We start from the raw sequence: 18517 nt of genomic DNA, 5'->3' as shown, positions 1-18517 counted from the left end.
CTTACTTACGACGAAATAGTGCCGTTACTAACATACCTGCAGCAAATGCAATTCCCGCAGTCGCTAGTGGATTTTCTGAGGCAAATTGACGTGTTTTAGATGAATATTCTTCTAACTTTTCACGAGCAATTAATTGTTTCTCGTTTAGCGTTTCTGCAGAATTTGAAGCTCCTTTGCGAACGCCACTTTCTGCTGCTGCCGCTTTACTAGAAAGTGCATCTACAGCATCGTGAGCCGCTGATGTTGCTTTGTTTGTTAAAGGTGCTTCGTTATCTTGTTTTGGATCTAGTGGTGTTTTGTCTTTAGTAGCTGTAGCCATAATTAGTCCTTAATATTTTTAAAAGTAACCATTATCCAAGCAATGATTGAGCCATCTTTTAAATTTATTTAACTAACTGTTTTTATTGTTTTTTTATTGTTTGGCTATTTCATGTTTGTGTATGACTGTAATTATTGCGACAACACCTTGTAATTTTTACAAACAAAAAATGTAATTATTCACTGTTTGTTCATCAGTGAAATAATGCCTAATAAAAAACCATAAAAAACTTTTATTGGCTGATCTGGTTTTTTACTAAACAATTCAATCGCTTTAATCTAAGCCTTATTTTTTCTGGCTTCGCGGGGTGCTAAAGCTCGGTCACTTACTTGACAAAAAGGCTTGTCAAGCCCTAAACTGGAGCACTGTGGTAAAAAGTGGTGTTTAGTGGATCAAACTGGATCGGGTTAATCAAAAAGTTGATTAAAATAATTTAACAGTAGGCTTTTTATGTTTCGTGGCGCAAGTTCGCTGAGTTTGGATGATAAAGGACGTTTTGCGGTACCGACTAAGTACCGAGATACCTTATTGTCTGAAGATCAGGGAACAGTTATTTGCACCGTTGCACTTAATGAGCCTTGTCTGTGGTTATACCCGCTTGCTGAATGGTTAGAAATAGAAAGCCGTTTAGCAAAAATATCTAATATGAACCCTAGAGCACGGCGAATGCAGCGCATGTTGTTAGGTAATGCGACAGAGTATCAGCTTGATAAAAATGGTCGAATTTTGTTGGCGCCTTCATTGCGTGCACATGCAGAGCTTGGCAAAAAAATTATGCTGGTGGGTTTAATGAATAAATTTGAAATTTGGGATGAAGCACGTTGGCATCAACAAATGCGCCAAGACACTGAGCTTGAAAGGCAAGGTGACTTTGAACCAAATGACGATTTAGATAATTTTACCCTCTAGCTGCAAAAATAAAAGGCAAACAATAGTTAATGACAGCGCAATTTGAACACGTATCCGTATTGATGGATGAAACCATAGATGCACTTGCAATTAAGCCAGACGGTATATACATGGATGGCACCTTTGGGCGTGGCGGACATTCAGGGCAAATACTAGCGCGCTTGGGTGAAAGTGGTCGCTTGCAAGCTATTGATCAAGACCCACAAGCAATAAAGTCTGCCGAAAAATTTGCCGAGGATCCGCGTTTCGCAATTGCTCATTCTCGTTTTTCAAAGTTATACGAGGTCGCTGAGCAAAACGATCTCATTGGTAAAGTTGATGGCATTTTACTCGATATTGGTGTGTCGTCGCCGCAGCTGGATGATGCTGCACGTGGCTTTAGTTTTATGAAAGACGGCCCGCTCGATATGCGAATGGACCCAAGTTCAGGGCGCAGTGCTGCGCAGTGGTTAGCGGAGGCTGAGCTGGATGACATCACTCATGTAATTAAAAAATTAGGCGAAGAAAAATTTGGCAAGCGCATTGCGCACAAAATATTAGAAGTGCGTGAACATACGCCCATAACAACCACTAAGCAGCTAGCTGATTTAGTCGATGAAGCCGTACCGGTAAAAGACAAGTTTAAACATCCTGCAACGCGAACGTTTCAAGCTATTCGCATTTATATTAATAGCGAGCTTGAAGAAATTCAAACTGCATTACAAGCGGCGATTAAGGTGCTTAAGCCCGGTGGTCGCTTAGTGGTTATTTCTTTTCATTCTTTAGAAGATCGCATTGTAAAACAATTTATTAGAAAACAGAGTAAGGGAGAAGCATTACCCAGAGGTCTGCCTTTGACTGATGCACAAATAAATAAAAATCTGACGTTAAAGGCAGTGGGTAAAGCTATTAAACCAAGTACTGAAGAAGTGGCGCGTAACCCGCGTTCTCGCAGTTCGGTATTAAGGATCGCACAGAGGTTGGAATGAGTAAAAAAGCGAGTTATCGCCAACCCAATTTATTTTTTGAAATAATTAAAGGCCTAGGTGCAAACAAGATTACCTTGGCCTTGTTGGTTGTGATATTCGTGTCAAGTTTAAGTGTGGTGCAAGTAACCCATTTATCACGCGCGCAATTAATTGCACAAGACGTATTGCTCCAAGAGCGGGATGAACTGGATTTAGAGTGGCGTTATTTTTTAGTAGAAGAAGAGTTTTATTCGCAACATGTGCGGATTGAAGAGGTCGCCACGTCGCACCTTGAGATGAAGCGGCCAACCAGCCAAGATGAGCAGGTAATTATATTACAATGAGAACGCGAGGCAAAAAACAAGTAAATAATTTAATCGCATGGCGTTTTATTTTAGTGTGCGCGGTTATTTTTTTAGTGTTTGTGACTTTGGTATCGCGTGCTGCGTACTTACAAGTTATTGAGCCAGATAAGGCACGCTCAGAGAGCGATAAACGAACAGTACGTGTTGAAAAGCTGCATGTACAGCGCGGTATGATCTTTGATCGCAACGGTAAAGAATTAGCCGTCAGTGTACCGGTGGTAAGCGTATATGCTGATCCTAAAGCTTTACATAAGTCACTGGTTAATAAAGTGCTTAGACAAGCACGTAAAGATGGCGAAGATCAGCAAACACTGCGTGAAAATGTGGCTGAGCTAAATAAACGTACCGCTCTGTATTATAAGAATGATTTACGCTGGCGAGAACTTGCTGATGTACTGCGCATTGAATCCAGTACAATAAACACTCGATTATTTGACGATCCGAGTCGTCGATTTGTTTACTTAAAACGTCAAGTGACCCCTGCGGTGGCCAACTATATTGGTGATTTACGCCTACCTGGCATTCATTTATTGGATGAGTCAAAACGTTATTATCCCGCCGGTGAAGTGAGCGCACACGTTATTGGCTTTACCAATATTGACGGCAAAGGTATTGAAGGCATAGAAAAGCTTTACGAAAACGCACTTACGGGTGAAGAAGGCCGTCGCACTATTCGAAAAGATGCCCAAGGGCGCGAAGTGGAAGTACTTGACGAGCGCGAACGTGTTGAGCCTGAAAGCATTCAGTTGAGTATTGATCAGCGTATTCAAGCCATTGCTTATAAAGCGGTTAAATCTGCAGTACTCAGTTACAAAGCGACTTCAGGTTCTGCCATGGTGGTTGATGTTAAAACCGGTGAAGTATTGGCTATGGTAAACAGCCCTTCATTTAATCCTAATAATTTAAGCAGCGCGGCGCCGCATAAACGTCGTAACCGTGCCATTACCGATTTGTTTGAACCGGGCTCAACTGTTAAGCCCCTAGCCATTTTGGCTGGATTAGACTACGGCACATTCCAACCGGATGACAAAGTTGATACTTACCCAGGCTGGATGCGCTTAGGAGGCAGCTTAGTGCAAGATACGCGTAATCATGGCGAAATGACGCTGCGCGAAATTTTAAAATACTCCAGTAATATGGGAGTAACAAAAATTAGCCAAACAGTACCCAAAGATTACTTTGTCGGCCTTTATCAAAAGGTTGGCTTTGGTAGCGACAGTGGGACCGGCATGGTAGGTGAAAGTAGCGGTTTATTTTACCCAAATCGGCGTTGGTCCGATCACGAAATTGCAGCGCTGTCGTTTGGTTACAATATAGCGGTGAGCACGGCTCAAATGGCGCGTTTTTACGCCATGTTAGGCGCCGGTGGGATTAATCGCCCGCTAACAGTATTAAAGCAAGACTCAATACCTGAAGGTGAACGTATTTTTCAACAAAAAGACGTTGAAGCGGTTGTTCACATGATGGAAAGCGTATTTGAAGAAGAGGGTACTGCACGACGCGTAAAAGTAGATGGCTATCGTGCTGCTGGTAAAACGGGTACTTCTAAAAAAGCGGCAGCAGGCGGTTATGGCGATGAATATGTAGGTTATTTTGCAGGTATTGCACCAGCAAGTAACCCACGTTTAGCCGTTGTGGTACTGATCAACGAACCCGGTGGAGATGTGTATTATGGCGGCGCGACAGCAGGTCCAGCGTTTGCAGAAATAATCTCTAATTCATTAAGAATTTTAAACGTTGCCCCAGATAAAGACACGGTGGCACTCGTTGAGGGTAAAGATGATGGTGCGTGATTTACACACAATTTTAAAACATTTGGAAATAGATGCAGCACATTTAATAGTAAATGAACTGCGTTTAGATAGTCGCGATGTAAAACCAGGTGATGTGTTTGTGGCGATAAAAGGGCACCAACTCGATGGCGGGCACTTTATTGACAAAGCAATTGAAAATGGTGCCAGTGCAATTATTGCTGACAGACTGTGTGAATTTGAAAGTGATTTTGAGCCGCTTTTTTTAGTTTCTGAGCTAAATAAAAAGTTGCCGGTATTAGCGAGTCAATTTTACCAACAACCAAGCCGGCAATTAGATTTAATTGGTGTAACGGGCACTAATGGTAAATCGACCACCACCGCAATGATTGCCTACTTAGCAAAATTTTGTCATACCCAAGCTGCGATTATTGGCACGTTAGGGTACGGCTGTGCAGATAACTTAACATCACTTATAAACACCACACCTTCAGCAGTTGATTTACAGCATATTTTAAGTGACTTAAAAGATCAGCAATATCGCTTAGTGGCGATGGAAGTGTCATCGCATGGTTTGGTGCAGCATCGTGTTGATCAGTGTCATTTTAAAGCTGCGGTGTTTACCAACTTATCTCGCGATCACTTAGATTACCATGGTGACATGGCAAGCTATGGTGATGCTAAACTCATACTGTTTCGCGATTTTGATGCTGAAAATGTAGTTATTAATCAAGATGATGCTCAAGCAGAGCAGTGGATTGAAAAATACAGCTTTAACAATTTAGTTTGCTATGGCCGAAAAAACTTAGCGCCTAAAAACGCACAGTATGTGTATTTTAGTGATGTTAGGTATTCTGCAACCGGTATTTCGGCGCAATTAACCACTAGTTGGGGGGATATTGCCATACAGTCGCCGTTGTTTGGTGAATTTAACCTTTATAATTTAACCGCCGCTTTAGCAACACTATTAGCGCTGGGCTACCCATTAGCAAAATTAGCAGCCGGGTGTGAATATTTGCAGCCTGTAGCAGGCAGAATGCAGGCATTTACAGCCCCCAATGCGCCTACCTGTGTAGTTGATTATGCACATACACCTGATGCACTCGCTCTAGCATTACAAGCGCTTCAACATCATGTGCCAGGTGGGGTGAGTTGTGTGTTTGGTTGTGGCGGTGACAGAGATAAAGGAAAGCGTGAATTAATGGCACAAGCTGCTGAGCAATTTGCAGATAAGGTGATTATTACTAGTGATAACCCGCGCTCTGAAGACCCTAATGTAATTATTAATGATATAGCCGCGGGTTTAAAGCACCCAGAAAAGGCCCATTTAGAGGCCGACCGTGGTACTGCAATACAATTTGCTATTGATAACGCAAAAGCCGGTGAGGTTATTTTAATTGCAGGTAAAGGGCATGAAAACTATCAAATTATAGGTGATAAACGCATCGATTTTTGCGACCGTCAATTTGTACAACAACAAATAAAAAAAGCAGTAGGAGGGTCTCAAGTATGATCCCCATGGATTTTGACTGGCTAGCCAATGTACTAGCAACCGATTATCAAGGTGATAATCGTCAAGTAATAAATATAAATACAGATACCCGTACCTTGTGCGATGGCGACGTATTTTTAGCGCTAAAAGGCCCTAATTTTGATGGTCATAAGTTTATTGAGCAAGCAAAACAAAAAGGCGCTATAGGAGTGATTGTCGAACGCGCTGTTAATACTGATATTACTCAATTTGTGGTTGCCGATACCCGCATTGCATTGGGTGAACTCGGTGCTGCGGTTATGGCAAGTGTGGCGCCTAAAACCATTGCTATTACCGGCAGTGTAGGCAAAACCACAGTAAAAGAAATGTGTGCAGCTATTTTATCCAGTAAAGGGGATGTACTTGCCACAAAAGGCAATTTTAATAACGATATTGGTGTGCCGCTAACGTTATTGAGATTAGAGCCACAACATCGCTATGCGGTTATTGAGCTAGGTGCTAATCACATTGGTGAAATTGCTTATACTACGGCTATGACCAAACCAGATGTTGCTGTGGTATGTAATGTTGCTGCTGCGCATTTAGAGGGCTTTGGTAGTCTGCAAGGGGTGGCGCAAGCCAAAGGCGAAATTTACGACGGTTTAAAATACAATGGCATGGCTATAGTCAATTGCGATAGCGATTTCAGCCAGTATTGGCTTGATAAGTTAGCAACACGCAATATCAAGCGTATTTCTAGTACAGAAAAACTCGATATTTGGGCAGAGGATATTAGCTTAGATGACAGTGCTCGGGCCAGCTTCACACTATGTACTCCTAAGCAATGCGTGCCGGTTACTTTAGCCCTGCCAGGCAAACATAACATTAATAATGCGCTAATTGCTGCAGCCTTAACCCTTGAACTTGATGTGTCGCTTGAAACAATAGCGCATGCGTTAGCTACTATGGCGGAGGTTAAAGGTCGGGTTAATCTTATTAAAGCCAGCGACTCACTGACCATTATTGATGATACTTACAACGCTAATGTTAAGTCGGTAAAAGCCGCGATTGATTTACTCAGTGATATTCAAGGACATCGTATTTTGGCGCTCGGTGATATGGGTGAATTAGGTGAAAATGCCCGCAAATATCATCAAGAGGTTGGCGAGTACGCATTAGCGCAAGGCATTGATGAATTATTTACACTGGGTGTATTAAGTAAATCTGCCAGTGATGTGTTTGCATTGCCTAATCGTCATTTTTCTAATCGTGAGCAAATGCTGCAGCAAATTCAAAACAGTATTAGCAAAGCAGATAAAAAAATTACCTTAGTAGTGAAAGGATCACGCAGTTCGCGCATGGAGCTTTTAGTAACCGATTTAGTTAATGGCCAGCAACAAGCCATCAATGGAGTATCATCATGTTAGTGTGGCTGGCTGAGTATTTAACGCAATATTATAGTGGTTTTAATGTATTTTCGTATTTAACCCTGCGTGCCATTTTAGGTATTTTAACCGCATTGATGATGTCATTGTATTTTGGTCCTAAGTTAATTCGTGCGCTGCAACGCATGCAAATTGGGCAAACAGTGCGTGATGATGGCCCACAGTCGCATTTATCTAAATCGGGTACGCCTACCATGGGTGGCTTACTTATTTTGGGGGCTATTTTTACTAGCACCTTGTTGTGGGCAGATCTTTCAAACAAATACGTGTGGGCCACTTTGTTTGTGATTGGCTCGCTAGGTGTTGTGGGCTTTATTGATGATTACCGTAAGGTTATTCGTAAAGACCCTAAAGGACTTATTGCTAAGTGGAAGTACTTTTGGCAATCGGTCATTGCGCTGGTTGTAACAACCGCTCTTTATATCACAAGTACACACGCGACAGAGACATCTTTGGTGGTGCCATTTTTTAAAGATGTACTACCGCAACTAGGGCTATTTTATATAGTCATTGCTTACTTTGCCTTAGTTGGTACGTCAAATGCGGTGAACTTGACTGATGGCTTAGATGGTTTGGCCATTGTTCCTGTTATTTTAGTCGCTGCGGCGCTGGCTATTATTGCTTATGTAACCGGTAATATTAATTTTTCCGCTTATTTACACATTCCGTATTTGCCAATGGCAAGTGAGCTGGTGGTCGTGTGTACCGCTATTGTCGGCGCAGGTTTGGGCTTTTTATGGTTTAACACCTACCCGGCACAAGTATTTATGGGTGATGTAGGTTCATTAGCACTGGGTGGGGCATTGGGTATTATTGCGGTGCTGGTGCGCCAAGAGCTGTTACTTATTATTATGGGCGGGGTATTTGTAATGGAAGCGCTGTCGGTTATTTTACAAGTAGGCTCTTACAAATTACGCGGACAACGCATTTTTAGAATGGCCCCTATTCATCACCATTATGAACTCAAAGGCTGGCCAGAGCCGCGTGTTATTGTGCGCTTTTGGATTATCTCCATTGTGCTGGTACTCGCTGGCCTTGCGACATTAAAGATCCGATAAATGCAGTATTTAAACGAGATACAAAAAAAACAAATAACAGTGCTTGGGCTCGGTGTAACTGGCTTGGGCATTGTGCGCTTTTTATTATCTCAATCAATACAGCCTTACGTGGTTGATAGCCGAGAGAACCCGCCAGGTGTTGATTGGCTTAATCAGTATGCTGGCGACTTAAAAACCCACTTTGGGGATTTAGATAATGCGGCGCTCAGTGCTGGCGATATGATCATTATCAGCCCTGGGCTTAGTTTAAACACGCCAGCGGTAGTTGAGGCTATTAATGCAGGCGTTGAAGTGATTGGTGATGTTGAGCTATTTGCGCGCATTAATAACAAATCCGTTGTAGCTGTAACCGGTTCAAACGGTAAATCAACCGTAGTCACACTTGCTTATGAAGTATTAAAAACAGCGGGATATAAAGTGGCACTTGGCGGTAATATAGGCACTGCCGTCCTTGATTTGCTCGAAGGCGATTATGATGTATTTGTACTAGAACTATCGAGCTTTCAACTTGACACCACACACAGCCTAAAAGCTAAAAGTGCAACTGTGCTTAATATTTCAGAAGATCACCTCGATCGTTATGATAGTTACCAAGCTTACATCGATTCAAAGCTTAGTATTTATAATGGTGCTCAGCTTTTAGTTACTAATGCAGATGATATACAAACGCACCCAATAAATCGCACGCTTTCACCGCAGTTAAGTTTTGGTCAGCAACAAGGTGATTATCACCTAGCACACCATAATAACCAAATGTACTTTATGGTAAGGGGTGAGACATTTTTACCGGTCAGTTGTTTAGCCGTTGTTGGTAAACATAATTATTTAAACGCGCTGGCAGTAATGGCGTTACTAAGCCCGTTTGAAATAACAAAAGCACAGTATAAAACGGCATTAGCTCAATTTAATGGTTTAGCGCATCGTTGTCAGTATGTTAGTACACGAGATGGGGTTAAATACTTTAATGATTCTAAAGCAACCAATGTTGGTGCCACCATTGCAGCAATAGAGAGTCTTGCTGGTGACGATGAGAATTTAATCGTTATTGCCGGGGGCGATGCCAAAGGCGCAGATTTAGAGGTATTAAAACCTTATATTCAAGATCATGTAAAAGCGCTGATTTGTTTTGGTAAAGATGCAAAAAAATTAGTGGCGCTAAGTGCTAAAGGTCATTTAACTATTAATATGCGCGAAGCTGTAGAGCTTGCCAAACAATTAAGTGCGCCCGGCGATACGGTTTTATTAGCCCCCGCCTGTGCCAGTATTGATATGTACAACAATTACATGCAACGCGGTGATGACTTTGTGCAATGTGTATTGCAGGCGCAACCATGATTGATTTTGCTGATATTAAACAGGCACTCACCCCTAAACCGTCGGCGCAGCTTTACGATGTACCACTACTTTATTGCATGATAATGCTAATAGGCGTGGGGTTTGTCATGGTAACTAGCGCCTCTATGCCTACGGCTGAAAGACTGTTTGATAACTCGTACCATATTACTATTCGTCACAGCATGTTTTTAGCCATGGCTTTTATTTTGTTTTGGATTGCCGCCAGTGTGCCCATGGGTTGGTGGAAGCGCTCAAATCCTTATTTATTACTGCTAGGCATGGTATTACTTATTGCTGTTTTAATAATTGGTAGAGAAGTAAACGGTGCTAAGCGTTGGATCCCTATTGGTCCTATTGGCTTTCAGGTCGCTGAAGCCGCTAAGTTATTCTTTTTTAGTTATATTGCTGGCTACTTAGTAAGAAAACGCGCAGAGGTACAAGAAAACATTAAAGGGTTCGCTAAACCCATTGCTGTATTTGCCGTGTATGCATTACTTATTTTACTCCAGCCTGACTTAGGTACTGTTGTTGTGATATTTGTAACCACGGTGGGTTTGTTGTTTTTAGCAGGTGCGAAATTGTGGCAGTTTTTTGTGCTCATATTAACGGGAATTGGCCTAGTAGTTTTATTAATTATAGTCGAGCCATATCGAATGGCGCGCGTAGTAGGCTTTTTAGATCCTTGGGATGATCCCTTCGGTAAAGGTTATCAGTTGGTACAGTCACTTATGGCTTATAGCCAAGGTGGTTGGTTTGGTCAGGGGTTAGGTAATAGCGTGCAAAAGCTCCAATATCTACCTGAAGCACATAATGATTTTATTTTTGCCGTTATTGGTGAAGAACTTGGTCTTGTTGGCGTAGTCAGTATTTTATCTGCGCTTGCGGTGCTTGTATTTAGGGCGCTTTTAATAGGTCAGCAAGCTTTAAAATGTGGCAAAGAATACGAAGGCTATTTTGCCTTTGCAATCGGCATATGGTTTGCGTTTCAGACCATGGTGAATGTAGGTGCAAGTGCGGGGATTTTACCGACTAAAGGGCTTACGTTGCCGTTTATTTCATACGGAGGCTCTAGTTTGATGATTATGACTATTGCAACGGGAATATTATTACGGGTTGATTTTGAAACCAAGATGGCGACCAAGCAAGCCACATCGGGTGGAGCTAAGCGATGAGTAAAAAAATAGTCGTTGTAGCCGGGGGCACAGGTGGACATATCTTTCCAGGGATTGCTGTGGCTGATTATTTAAAGCAGCAAGGTTGGCAAGTTAGCTGGATAGGCACCTCAGACAGAATGGAAGCCCGTGTCGTGCCTAAGCATAACATAGACATTGATTTTATTAATGTAAAAGGGGTGCGAGGTAATGGCTTAAAACGCCTTATTAAAGCGCCATTCATGATTATTAATGCAATATTGCAAGCGCGTAAAGTATTAAAAAAACAATGTCCAGACGTTGTTCTAGCTATGGGCGGTTATGTAACAGGGCCCACGGGTATTGCGGCAAAAAGCCTCGGTATCCCTTTGGTTATTCATGAGCAAAACGCCGTAGCAGGTATGAGCAATAAGTGGCTGGCTAAATTTGCAAACCGTGTATTAGCCGCATTTCCTAGTGCGTTTGCTAATGGCAAAGCAGAACTCGTTGGCAATCCTGTGCGCCAAAGTGTAATTGATATTACTAAGCGAGAAGTATATAGCCCGATTAATATACTGGTGGTGGGTGGTTCATTAGGGGCACAAGTACTTAACCAAACACTACCCGAAGCATTTAAACGTTTAAATGCTGCTTGTGCCATTAACGTTTGGCACCAAACAGGTAGAGGACACTTTGCCAGTGTAAGTGAAAGCTACCAGCAGCAAATGAGCGATGAGCAAGTAACCGTTGCTGAGTTTATTGATGATATGGATACCGCTTATAGTTGGGCTGATATTGTTATTTGCCGCGCCGGTGCGCTCACTGTTAGTGAAATAGCCGCAGCCGGAAAAATGGCCGTATTTGTGCCGTTTCCTCATGCGGTTGATGACCATCAAACAGCGAATGCACAGTATTTAGTAATGGCAGGAGGGGCGCTATTAATACCGCAAGCGCAATTTAATCAGCGCAGTATTGTTGAACTTTTAAGTCCCTATTTAGCCGAACCTTTATTAATAACTAAAATGGCTGCTAAAGCAAAGCAGCAGGCTATTTTAGATGCCACAGCCAGCGTAGCGATGCACTGTGAGCAAGTAACACATAAGAGAATATAAGTGAAACAAACATTAGTACAAGAAAAATATACACGCCCTGCGATGCGCCGTATCGACACTATTCATTTTGTTGGAATAGGCGGTGCAGGCATGGGAGGAATTGCAGAAGTACTTGCTTTTGAAGGCTATCGGATTACTGGCTCAGACATTGCGCACAGCGCGATGACGGAACGTTTAATTAAAGCCGGTGCTGAGGTATTTATTGGCCATCATGAAAATAATATTAAAGACGCCAATGTGGTGGTGGTTTCGAGTGCGATAGATAAAACCAATCCTGAAATTCAAGCCGCACAAGCAGCCCGTATCCCAGTGGTGCGCCGCGCAGAAATGTTAGCCGAACTGATGCGTTTTCGCCACGGTATTGCTATTGCGGGCACCCATGGTAAAACCACAACAACCAGCTTAATTGCCAGTATTTATGCACAAGCAGGGCTCGATCCAACTTTTATTATTGGTGGTTTACTTAACAGCGCTGGCAGTAATGCAAAGGTAGGTAAAAGCGACTTTTTAATCGCTGAGGCTGATGAAAGTGATGCTTCGTTTTTGCATTTACAGCCTATGGTATCGGTGATCACTAATATTGAAGAAGATCATATGGAAACTTACGGCGGCAGTTTAGAAAAGATGAAAGATACTTATGTTGAGTTCATTCATAATTTGCCGTTTTATGGATTAGCCGTGGTGTGTATAGATTCAGCGGTTGCTGGTGAATTGATCCCACGTTTTTCTCGTCCGGTGATCACCTATGGTGAGTCGAATGATGCTGATTATCGAATGAGTGATTTTAGCCAAACAGCAAATACTTGCCAATTTACAGTCACTAATAAACAAGGCGAGAACTTAAACGTTAAGTTAAATATGCCAGGTAAACATAATGCGCTTAATGCAACCGCAGCGATTGCTGTGGCTAAAGATCAAAATATTGCGAATCATGCAATCTTAGCGGCACTGGATACCTTTGAGGGGATTGGCCGTCGTTTTCAGCATTATGGTGAATTTGAAAATGAACGCGGTAAGGTGATGCTAGTCGATGACTATGGTCATCATCCGTCAGAAGTAGCCGCGACCATCACCGCAGCACGAGAAGGTTGGCCAGATAAGCGGTTAGTGATGGTGTATCAGCCACATCGTTATACGCGTACTCGTGATTTATACGAAGACTTTGTAAAAGTGTTAGCTGAGGTTGATCAGTTATTATTACTCGATGTTTACAGTGCTGGCGAAGAGCAGATAGTGGGTGCTGATAGTAAGAGTTTATGCCGCAGTTTACGCCAGCGTGGCAAAGAGCCATTGCATGTAGCTTCAAGCTCTGAGTTGGCAGGTGTTTTGGCTAATTGTTTGCAAAATAACGACTTAGTACTTACGCAAGGCGCGGGTAACATAGGTCAGTTGGTTAAAAGTTTAGCCGCAACAAAGATGTCGATAGAAAAATTACAGCAAGGTGAAGTATGACGCAGTTAGGTTCCCAGTTTGGTAAAGTTGCGGTGCTGCTAGGTGGAAACTCGGCAGAGCGCGAAGTGTCATTAAAATCTGGTCAAGCCGTACTCAATGCCCTGTTAACAAGTAGTATTGATGCGATTGCATTTGATCCGCAAAATCGCTCGTTGTGGGAATTAAAATCACTAAACGTCAGTCGTGTTTTTATTGCTTTACACGGTCGTGGTGGTGAAGACGGCACGGTACAAGGTGCTTTAGAATTTATGGACCTGCCTTACACTGGCAGTAATGTATTGGGTTCGGCACTGGCAATGGATAAAATTCGTTGTAAGCATTTGTTTAAATCGGCGGGATTAAGTACCGCACCTTATGCTGTGGTTGATGCTAAAAAAGGCTTTGATAGCAATGCCATTATGCAGCAATTTAAACAAGTAATGGTAAAGCCATCGCATGAGGGTTCAAGCATAGGTATGGCAAAGGCAAGCTCTGCACAAGAACTTGACGAGGCATTAACTAATGCATTTAAATTCGACAGCCAAGTACTGGTAGAGCAATGGATCAGCGGGCGCGAATTTACTATTACGGTTCTTGGCGATGAAGTGCAGCCAGTGATTGAAATGAGCACGCCAAACGGGTTTTATGATTACCAAGCTAAGTATCAGTCAAGCACTACGCAATATCACTGTCCTGCTGATTTATCGCAAACGGATACATTAAAGTTGCAAGCAATGGCGCTTGATGCGTTTGATTTAGTGGGTGCCAGTGGTTGGGGACGCGTTGATGCGATGCAAGATGAACAAGGCCAATTTTACTTGTTAGAGGTTAATACTGTACCCGGTATGACAGAAAAATCATTGGTGCCAATGGCAGCAAAGGCTAACGGGGCAAGTTTTGAGCAATTAGTTGTTCGCATTTTGGAGCAAACCCTATAATATGCACCCCTTTTTAGAAAGAGCAAAGCAACTAAAACAGCAACTTAATTGGTCGCTGATTTTTGGAGTGAGTTTTTTTTTAGCGGTAGTGATAGGGTTAATTGAAATAACCAATGGCGTTTCGCATTGGTTAGTTAAAAACAAAGATGCACAAATTAAGCATTTAACGGTATTGGGTAACCCCAAATACACAGATGAAAAAGCAATAACAAACGCGATAAAAACAGCGGATTTAAGCAGTTTTTTTGAGCTAAACGTGAAGCAAGTTCAGCATGTAGTACAAGCGCTGCCTTGGGTAGCTACGGTATCGGTAAGGAAGCAATGGCCCGATACTATTCAAGTTTACGTGGTTGAACACCAAGCCGTTGCTCATTGGAACAGTGATTTGTTGATTAACCAAAACGGTGACGCGTTTGAAGCTAAAAGTGATAAATTAGCCGCCACTTTACCCAAACTTTATGGGCCAGAGGGGAGCGAAAAAGAAGCATGGACAGCGTTTAAACAGCTTGATGAAATGCTCAAAGTAAATGCATTTACGCTCAGTAGCTTAGCGTTATCAGAGCGGTTTTCATGGCAGCTTTGGTTAGATAATGGCGTGCGACTAAATTTAGGGCGCAAAGACAAAGCTAAGCGTGTACAACGTTTTATAGATGTTTATTCACGCATAAAGAAACGTGCTGATGCACAAATAGATGTAATCGATTTACGCTATGATACCGGCCTTGCAGTGAGCTATAAGCCATTGCAAGCACAGCAATTATAATAAAAGAGTAAGGCATGACTAAGTCAGCAGAAAGAAACCTAGTGATTGGATTAGACGTAGGCACTTCAAAAGTAGTGGCTACGGTCGGTGAAATCACCACAGATAACAAGCTCAGCATTGTTGGCGTGGGAAGCCAAGTATCGCATGGCATGGATAAAGGCGGCGTCAACGATTTAAACTTAGTGTCTGAGTCAATTCGTCGCGCGATTGATGAAGCTGAACTTATGGCTGATTGTCGTATCAGCTCGGTTTATTTGGGAATTTCTGGCAAACATATTCAATGTCAGAACGAAAGCGGCGTTGTGGCTATTAACAACACTGAAGTAACCGATGAAGACATAGAAAATGTGATTCATATTGCGCGTTCAATCCCAATTTCAGCTGAACGAAAAATGTTGCATGCCTTGCCGCAAGAATACAGCATTGATATGCAAGAGGGGATTAAAAATCCATTGGGTATGAGCGGTGTGCGTATGGAGGCACGTGCACACATTATTACTTGTTCGAGCGACATGGCAAAAAATATAGAAAAATGTGTTGAACGTTGTGGCCTTGAAGTCGACCAGCTGATATTTACGGCGCTTGCCTCGTGTTACTCTGTGCTGACGGATGATGAAAAAGAGCTCGGTGTAGCCGTGATCGATATTGGTGGTGGTACTATGGATATCACTATTTATATTAATGGTGCGCTGCGTCATTCTGCGGTTATTCCGGTAGCAGGTAATCAAGTAACGGGCGATATTGCAAAAATATTCCGTACACCTATATCACATGCCGAATCACTCAAAGTACAATACGCTTGTGCAAGTAGTCAAATGGCCAGCAGCGAAGACACGATTGAAGTGCCAAGCGTAGGCGGGCGACCGGCAAGGCTGATGTCAAAACATACGTTATCTGAAGTGGTTGAACCACGTTTTAGAGAATTATTTGAACTGGCGATGGAAGAAATTCGTCGTTCAGGGTTTGAAGACCAAATTGCAGCAGGGCTCGTTATAACAGGCGGCACTGCTAAAATGACTGGCGCAATGGAAGTGGCTGAAGATATTTTTCAAATGCCAGTAAGAGTAGGTAAACCAATTGGGGTGGTTGGTTTAACTGATTATGTTGATGATCCATCGTACGCAACCGCGGTAGGTTTGTTACAATATGGGCGTACTATGCAGTCGATGAATGCACAAAAGTCGAAAGCGGATAGTGGTAATAATTGGTGGAACCGCATCACAAAATGGTTTCAAGGCGAGTTTTAGTACTCAAGTCGGAGAGTAAATATGTTTGATATAATGGAACAACACAGCGAAGAAGCTGTCATAAAAGTAATTGGTGTTGGTGGCGGCGGCGGTAACGCAGTTGAGCACATGGTAAAGCAGCAAATTGAAGGTGTGCGATTTATTGCAGCCAATACGGACGCACAAGCACTACGTAATTCAGGCGCTGATGTAACCGTACAGTTAGGTACGCAAATAACTTCTGGGTTGGGTGCGGGCGCAAACCCTGAAGTAGGTCGTAAATCGGCTGAAGAAGACGCAGACACCATTCGTGCCAGCCTAGAAGGTGCCGATATGGTATTTATTGCCGCAGGTATGGGTGGTGGTACCGGTACTGGTGCAGCGCCAGTGGTTGCTAAAATAGCCAAAGAACTGGGTATTTTAACTGTAGCCGTGGTAACTCGTCCGTTTGATTTTGAAGGTAAAAAGCGTGCCGCTGCAGCAGAGCAGGGTATTAACGAATTATCTGAAATTGTAGACTCATTAATCACCATTCCAAATAATAAATTACTAAAAGTATTGGGTAAAGGAACAACTTTACTGGATGCGTTTGCTAAAGCAAATGACGTATTATACGGGGCGGTACAAGGTATTGCCGAGTTAATCACTCGCTCAGGTTTAATTAACGTGGATTTCGCCGACGTACGCACAGTTATGTCTGCAATGGGCCCCGCGATGATGGGAACTGCATCTGCATCGGGTCCTGATCGTGCACAAGAAGCAGCGGAAGCTGCTATTTCAAGCCCATTACTAGAAGACGTTGATTTAACCGGTGCTAAAGGTATCTTGGTTAATATTACTGCTGGCATGGATATCGCGATTGAAGAATTTGAAATTGTTGGTAATCACGTTAAAGCATTAGCATCTGAAAACGCCACCGTGGTTGTGGGGGCGGTAATCGACCCTGAAATGACGGACGAGCTACGTGTAACCGTTGTTGCAACTGGCTTAGGTGGCGATCGTCGTCCACAGTTTGGTATTGTAGATAATGGCTTTAAAAAAGCATCAGGTTCTGATGTAGCAAGTTCAAGCACGCAAACGAGCAGCGGCATGTATGTACCTAGCTTTGCAAGTCAAGGCACAAGTAAAGAAGAGCCAACAACGACGACGCAAACTGAATCAAAAGAGCAAAGTACATCGAGCAGTTCTTCAAGTTCTACAGCGAATAAGTCGTCAAGCAGTGCTAAGAAAACAGATAAGTCTGAGGGTGGTGATTATTTCGATATTCCCGCTTTTTTACGTAAACAAGCGGATTAATTAAAAGCAGTGCTTCTGTTTGAATTTTAAACGAATATTGTAGTTATACCGTATTTATGTTACACTTTGCCGTCTAACTGTAATATTTACTTAAAGTGAGCGAACCTATGATAAAACAGCGTACGATTGCACAAGTAGTAAAAGCCATAGGAATTGGACTTCATAAAGGTGAGAAGGTCACAATAACTCTCCGACCTGCGAGCGCAAATACTGGGATTGTATTTCGTCGTGTCGACCTTGATCCGGTTGTTGATTTTGAAACAACACCTGAAGCCGTTGGTGATACGCAACTATGTACCTGTTTAATTAACAAAGATGGCGTTCGTTTATCTACAACTGAGCACTTAATTGCAGCGGTTGCTGCAATGGGTATCGACAATTTAATTGTTGAACTTGATAGCTCAGAAGTACCCATAATGGATGGTAGTGCATTGCCATTCATTTATTTATTACAAAAAGGCGGCATTGAAGAGCAAAATGTCGCAAAACGCTTTATTCGCATCAAAGAAAAAGTACGTATTGAAGAAGGTGATAAATGGGCCGAAGTGGAACCTTACGACGGATTCCATATCGATTTTGAAATTGCTTTTGATCATCCAGCAATCAATGAAAGCCGTCAACGTATTGGCTTAGATATTACCGCGCAAAGTTTCACTGAAGAGATTAGTCGTGCACGTACTTTTGGCTTTATGAAAGACATTGAATATATGCATGCTAACAACCTTGCACTAGGCGGCAGCATGGATAGCGCAGTGGTACTAGATGAATTTAAAGTTTTAAATCCAAACGGTTTACGTTACGCCGATGAGTTCGTCAAGCATAAGATTCTAGACTGTGTAGGTGACATGTTTATGACAGGTCATAATCTTTTAGGCAAAGTTACTGCCTTTAAATCAGGTCATGATTTAAATAATAAGTTACTGCGTAAAATTATGGCGACAGAGTCAGCATGGGAGTGGGCAACATTTGAAACGCCTGTGACGATGCCTGCGCCCGGTCTTGAGCTAGCTCATACCTAATC

At 42.6% G+C, this 18517-nt stretch carries 17 protein-coding genes; 16 read left to right on the top strand and 1 reads right to left on the bottom strand.

Annotated elements, in window-relative coordinates; translation table 11 throughout:
* Nucleotide 1: 1 nt before the first annotated feature.
* Nucleotides 2–319 (bottom strand): DUF883 domain-containing protein, encoded by a 318-nt coding sequence (locus AC6H44_RS12705; protein WP_500735919.1) that lies wholly within the window; start codon nt 317–319, stop codon nt 2–4.
* A gap of 450 nt (nt 320–769) precedes the next feature.
* Between AC6H44_RS12705 and mraZ the strand changes: the two genes are divergently transcribed.
* The 16 genes from mraZ to lpxC all read left to right on the top strand — a co-directional run bounded on the left by mraZ (nt 770) and on the right by lpxC (nt 18515).
* The gene (mraZ, locus tag AC6H44_RS12700; RefSeq protein WP_500735918.1) at nt 770–1228 is read left to right on the top strand and encodes a division/cell wall cluster transcriptional repressor MraZ; all 459 of its coding nucleotides are present in this window, start codon (nt 770–772) and stop codon (nt 1226–1228) included.
* Nucleotides 1229–1257: 29 nt separating this feature from the next.
* Nucleotides 1258–2196 carry a 16S rRNA (cytosine(1402)-N(4))-methyltransferase RsmH gene (rsmH, locus tag AC6H44_RS12695; RefSeq protein WP_500735916.1) on the top strand — a complete coding sequence of 313 codons (939 nt, stop codon included), beginning with the start codon at nt 1258–1260 and terminating at the stop codon, nt 2194–2196.
* Nucleotides 2193–2519, top strand: a complete 327-nt coding sequence (ftsL, locus tag AC6H44_RS12690; RefSeq protein ID WP_500735915.1) for a cell division protein FtsL — start codon at nt 2193–2195, stop codon at nt 2517–2519. The genes rsmH and ftsL overlap by 4 nt, the downstream gene beginning before the upstream one ends.
* The gene (locus AC6H44_RS12685; RefSeq protein WP_500735914.1) at nt 2516–4333 is read left to right on the top strand and encodes a penicillin-binding transpeptidase domain-containing protein; all 1818 of its coding nucleotides are present in this window, start codon (nt 2516–2518) and stop codon (nt 4331–4333) included. Before ftsL ends, AC6H44_RS12685 begins: the two co-directional genes overlap by 4 nt.
* Entirely contained in the window at nt 4326–5804 is a 1479-nt protein-coding gene (gene murE / locus AC6H44_RS12680) for a UDP-N-acetylmuramoyl-L-alanyl-D-glutamate--2,6-diaminopimelate ligase (protein ID WP_500738432.1), read from the top strand. The genes AC6H44_RS12685 and murE overlap by 8 nt, the downstream gene beginning before the upstream one ends.
* Entirely contained in the window at nt 5801–7189 is a 1389-nt protein-coding gene (locus tag AC6H44_RS12675; RefSeq protein WP_500735912.1) for a UDP-N-acetylmuramoyl-tripeptide--D-alanyl-D-alanine ligase, read from the top strand. The genes murE and AC6H44_RS12675 overlap by 4 nt, the downstream gene beginning before the upstream one ends.
* On the top strand, nt 7183–8265 hold the full coding sequence (gene mraY, locus AC6H44_RS12670; protein ID WP_500735911.1) for a phospho-N-acetylmuramoyl-pentapeptide-transferase: 1083 nt from the start codon (nt 7183–7185) through the stop codon (nt 8263–8265). The genes AC6H44_RS12675 and mraY overlap by 7 nt, the downstream gene beginning before the upstream one ends.
* Nucleotides 8266–9600 (top strand): UDP-N-acetylmuramoyl-L-alanine--D-glutamate ligase, encoded by a 1335-nt coding sequence (gene murD / locus AC6H44_RS12665; RefSeq protein ID WP_500735910.1) that lies wholly within the window; start codon nt 8266–8268, stop codon nt 9598–9600.
* On the top strand, nt 9597–10772 hold the full coding sequence (gene ftsW / locus AC6H44_RS12660) for a cell division protein FtsW (RefSeq protein ID WP_500735909.1): 1176 nt from the start codon (nt 9597–9599) through the stop codon (nt 10770–10772). Before murD ends, ftsW begins: the two co-directional genes overlap by 4 nt.
* Nucleotides 10769–11842 carry an undecaprenyldiphospho-muramoylpentapeptide beta-N-acetylglucosaminyltransferase gene (gene murG / locus AC6H44_RS12655; protein WP_500735907.1) on the top strand — a complete coding sequence of 358 codons (1074 nt, stop codon included), beginning with the start codon at nt 10769–10771 and terminating at the stop codon, nt 11840–11842. Before ftsW ends, murG begins: the two co-directional genes overlap by 4 nt.
* The gene (gene murC, locus AC6H44_RS12650; RefSeq protein WP_500735905.1) at nt 11843–13294 is read left to right on the top strand and encodes a UDP-N-acetylmuramate--L-alanine ligase; all 1452 of its coding nucleotides are present in this window, start codon (nt 11843–11845) and stop codon (nt 13292–13294) included. It begins immediately after the preceding gene.
* A complete protein-coding gene (locus AC6H44_RS12645; protein WP_500735904.1) occupies nt 13291–14211 on the top strand; it encodes a D-alanine--D-alanine ligase in 921 nt (306 codons plus the stop codon). The genes murC and AC6H44_RS12645 overlap by 4 nt, the downstream gene beginning before the upstream one ends.
* A gap of 1 nt (nt 14212) precedes the next feature.
* Nucleotides 14213–14974: a cell division protein FtsQ/DivIB gene (locus AC6H44_RS12640; RefSeq protein WP_500735903.1), complete on the top strand. Its 762-nt coding sequence runs from the start codon at nt 14213–14215 to the stop codon at nt 14972–14974.
* A 14-nt stretch (nt 14975–14988) separates the two neighbouring features.
* Nucleotides 14989–16221, top strand: coding sequence for a cell division protein FtsA (gene ftsA, locus AC6H44_RS12635; RefSeq protein ID WP_500735902.1), 1233 nt, complete (start codon nt 14989–14991; stop codon nt 16219–16221).
* Between the two features lie 21 nt (nt 16222–16242).
* Entirely contained in the window at nt 16243–17496 is a 1254-nt protein-coding gene (ftsZ, locus tag AC6H44_RS12630) for a cell division protein FtsZ (protein WP_500735901.1), read from the top strand.
* Between the two features lie 107 nt (nt 17497–17603).
* Nucleotides 17604–18515 (top strand): UDP-3-O-acyl-N-acetylglucosamine deacetylase, encoded by a 912-nt coding sequence (lpxC, locus tag AC6H44_RS12625; RefSeq protein WP_500735899.1) that lies wholly within the window; start codon nt 17604–17606, stop codon nt 18513–18515.
* The last annotated feature ends 2 nt before the right edge of the window (nt 18516–18517 follow it).

This window comes from Pseudoalteromonas sp. TAP-3C, from assembly GCF_059888565.1.
The sequence above is the reverse complement of the archived record's forward strand: the minus strand, read 5'-3'. Positions and strand labels throughout refer to the sequence as shown.

Excerpts from the sequence above, each read along its gene's own strand:
- AC6H44_RS12705 (WP_500735919.1), bottom strand. The coding sequence starts at position 319 with ATGGCTACAGCTACTAAAGACAAAACACCACTAGATCCAAAACAAGAT.
- mraZ (WP_500735918.1), top strand. The coding sequence starts at position 770 with ATGTTTCGTGGCGCAAGTTCGCTGAGTTTGGATGATAAAGGACGTTTT.
- rsmH (WP_500735916.1), top strand. The coding sequence starts at position 1,258 with ATGACAGCGCAATTTGAACACGTATCCGTATTGATGGATGAAACCATA.
- ftsL (WP_500735915.1), top strand. The coding sequence starts at position 2,193 with ATGAGTAAAAAAGCGAGTTATCGCCAACCCAATTTATTTTTTGAAATA.
- AC6H44_RS12685 (WP_500735914.1), top strand. The coding sequence starts at position 2,516 with ATGAGAACGCGAGGCAAAAAACAAGTAAATAATTTAATCGCATGGCGT.
- AC6H44_RS12675 (WP_500735912.1), top strand. The coding sequence starts at position 5,801 with ATGATCCCCATGGATTTTGACTGGCTAGCCAATGTACTAGCAACCGAT.
- mraY (WP_500735911.1), top strand. The coding sequence starts at position 7,183 with ATGTTAGTGTGGCTGGCTGAGTATTTAACGCAATATTATAGTGGTTTT.
- murD (WP_500735910.1), top strand. The coding sequence starts at position 8,266 with ATGCAGTATTTAAACGAGATACAAAAAAAACAAATAACAGTGCTTGGG.
- ftsW (WP_500735909.1), top strand. The coding sequence starts at position 9,597 with ATGATTGATTTTGCTGATATTAAACAGGCACTCACCCCTAAACCGTCG.
- murG (WP_500735907.1), top strand. The coding sequence starts at position 10,769 with ATGAGTAAAAAAATAGTCGTTGTAGCCGGGGGCACAGGTGGACATATC.
- AC6H44_RS12645 (WP_500735904.1), top strand. The coding sequence starts at position 13,291 with ATGACGCAGTTAGGTTCCCAGTTTGGTAAAGTTGCGGTGCTGCTAGGT.
- AC6H44_RS12640 (WP_500735903.1), top strand. The coding sequence starts at position 14,213 with ATGCACCCCTTTTTAGAAAGAGCAAAGCAACTAAAACAGCAACTTAAT.
- ftsA (WP_500735902.1), top strand. The coding sequence starts at position 14,989 with ATGACTAAGTCAGCAGAAAGAAACCTAGTGATTGGATTAGACGTAGGC.
- ftsZ (WP_500735901.1), top strand. The coding sequence starts at position 16,243 with ATGTTTGATATAATGGAACAACACAGCGAAGAAGCTGTCATAAAAGTA.
- lpxC (WP_500735899.1), top strand. The coding sequence starts at position 17,604 with ATGATAAAACAGCGTACGATTGCACAAGTAGTAAAAGCCATAGGAATT.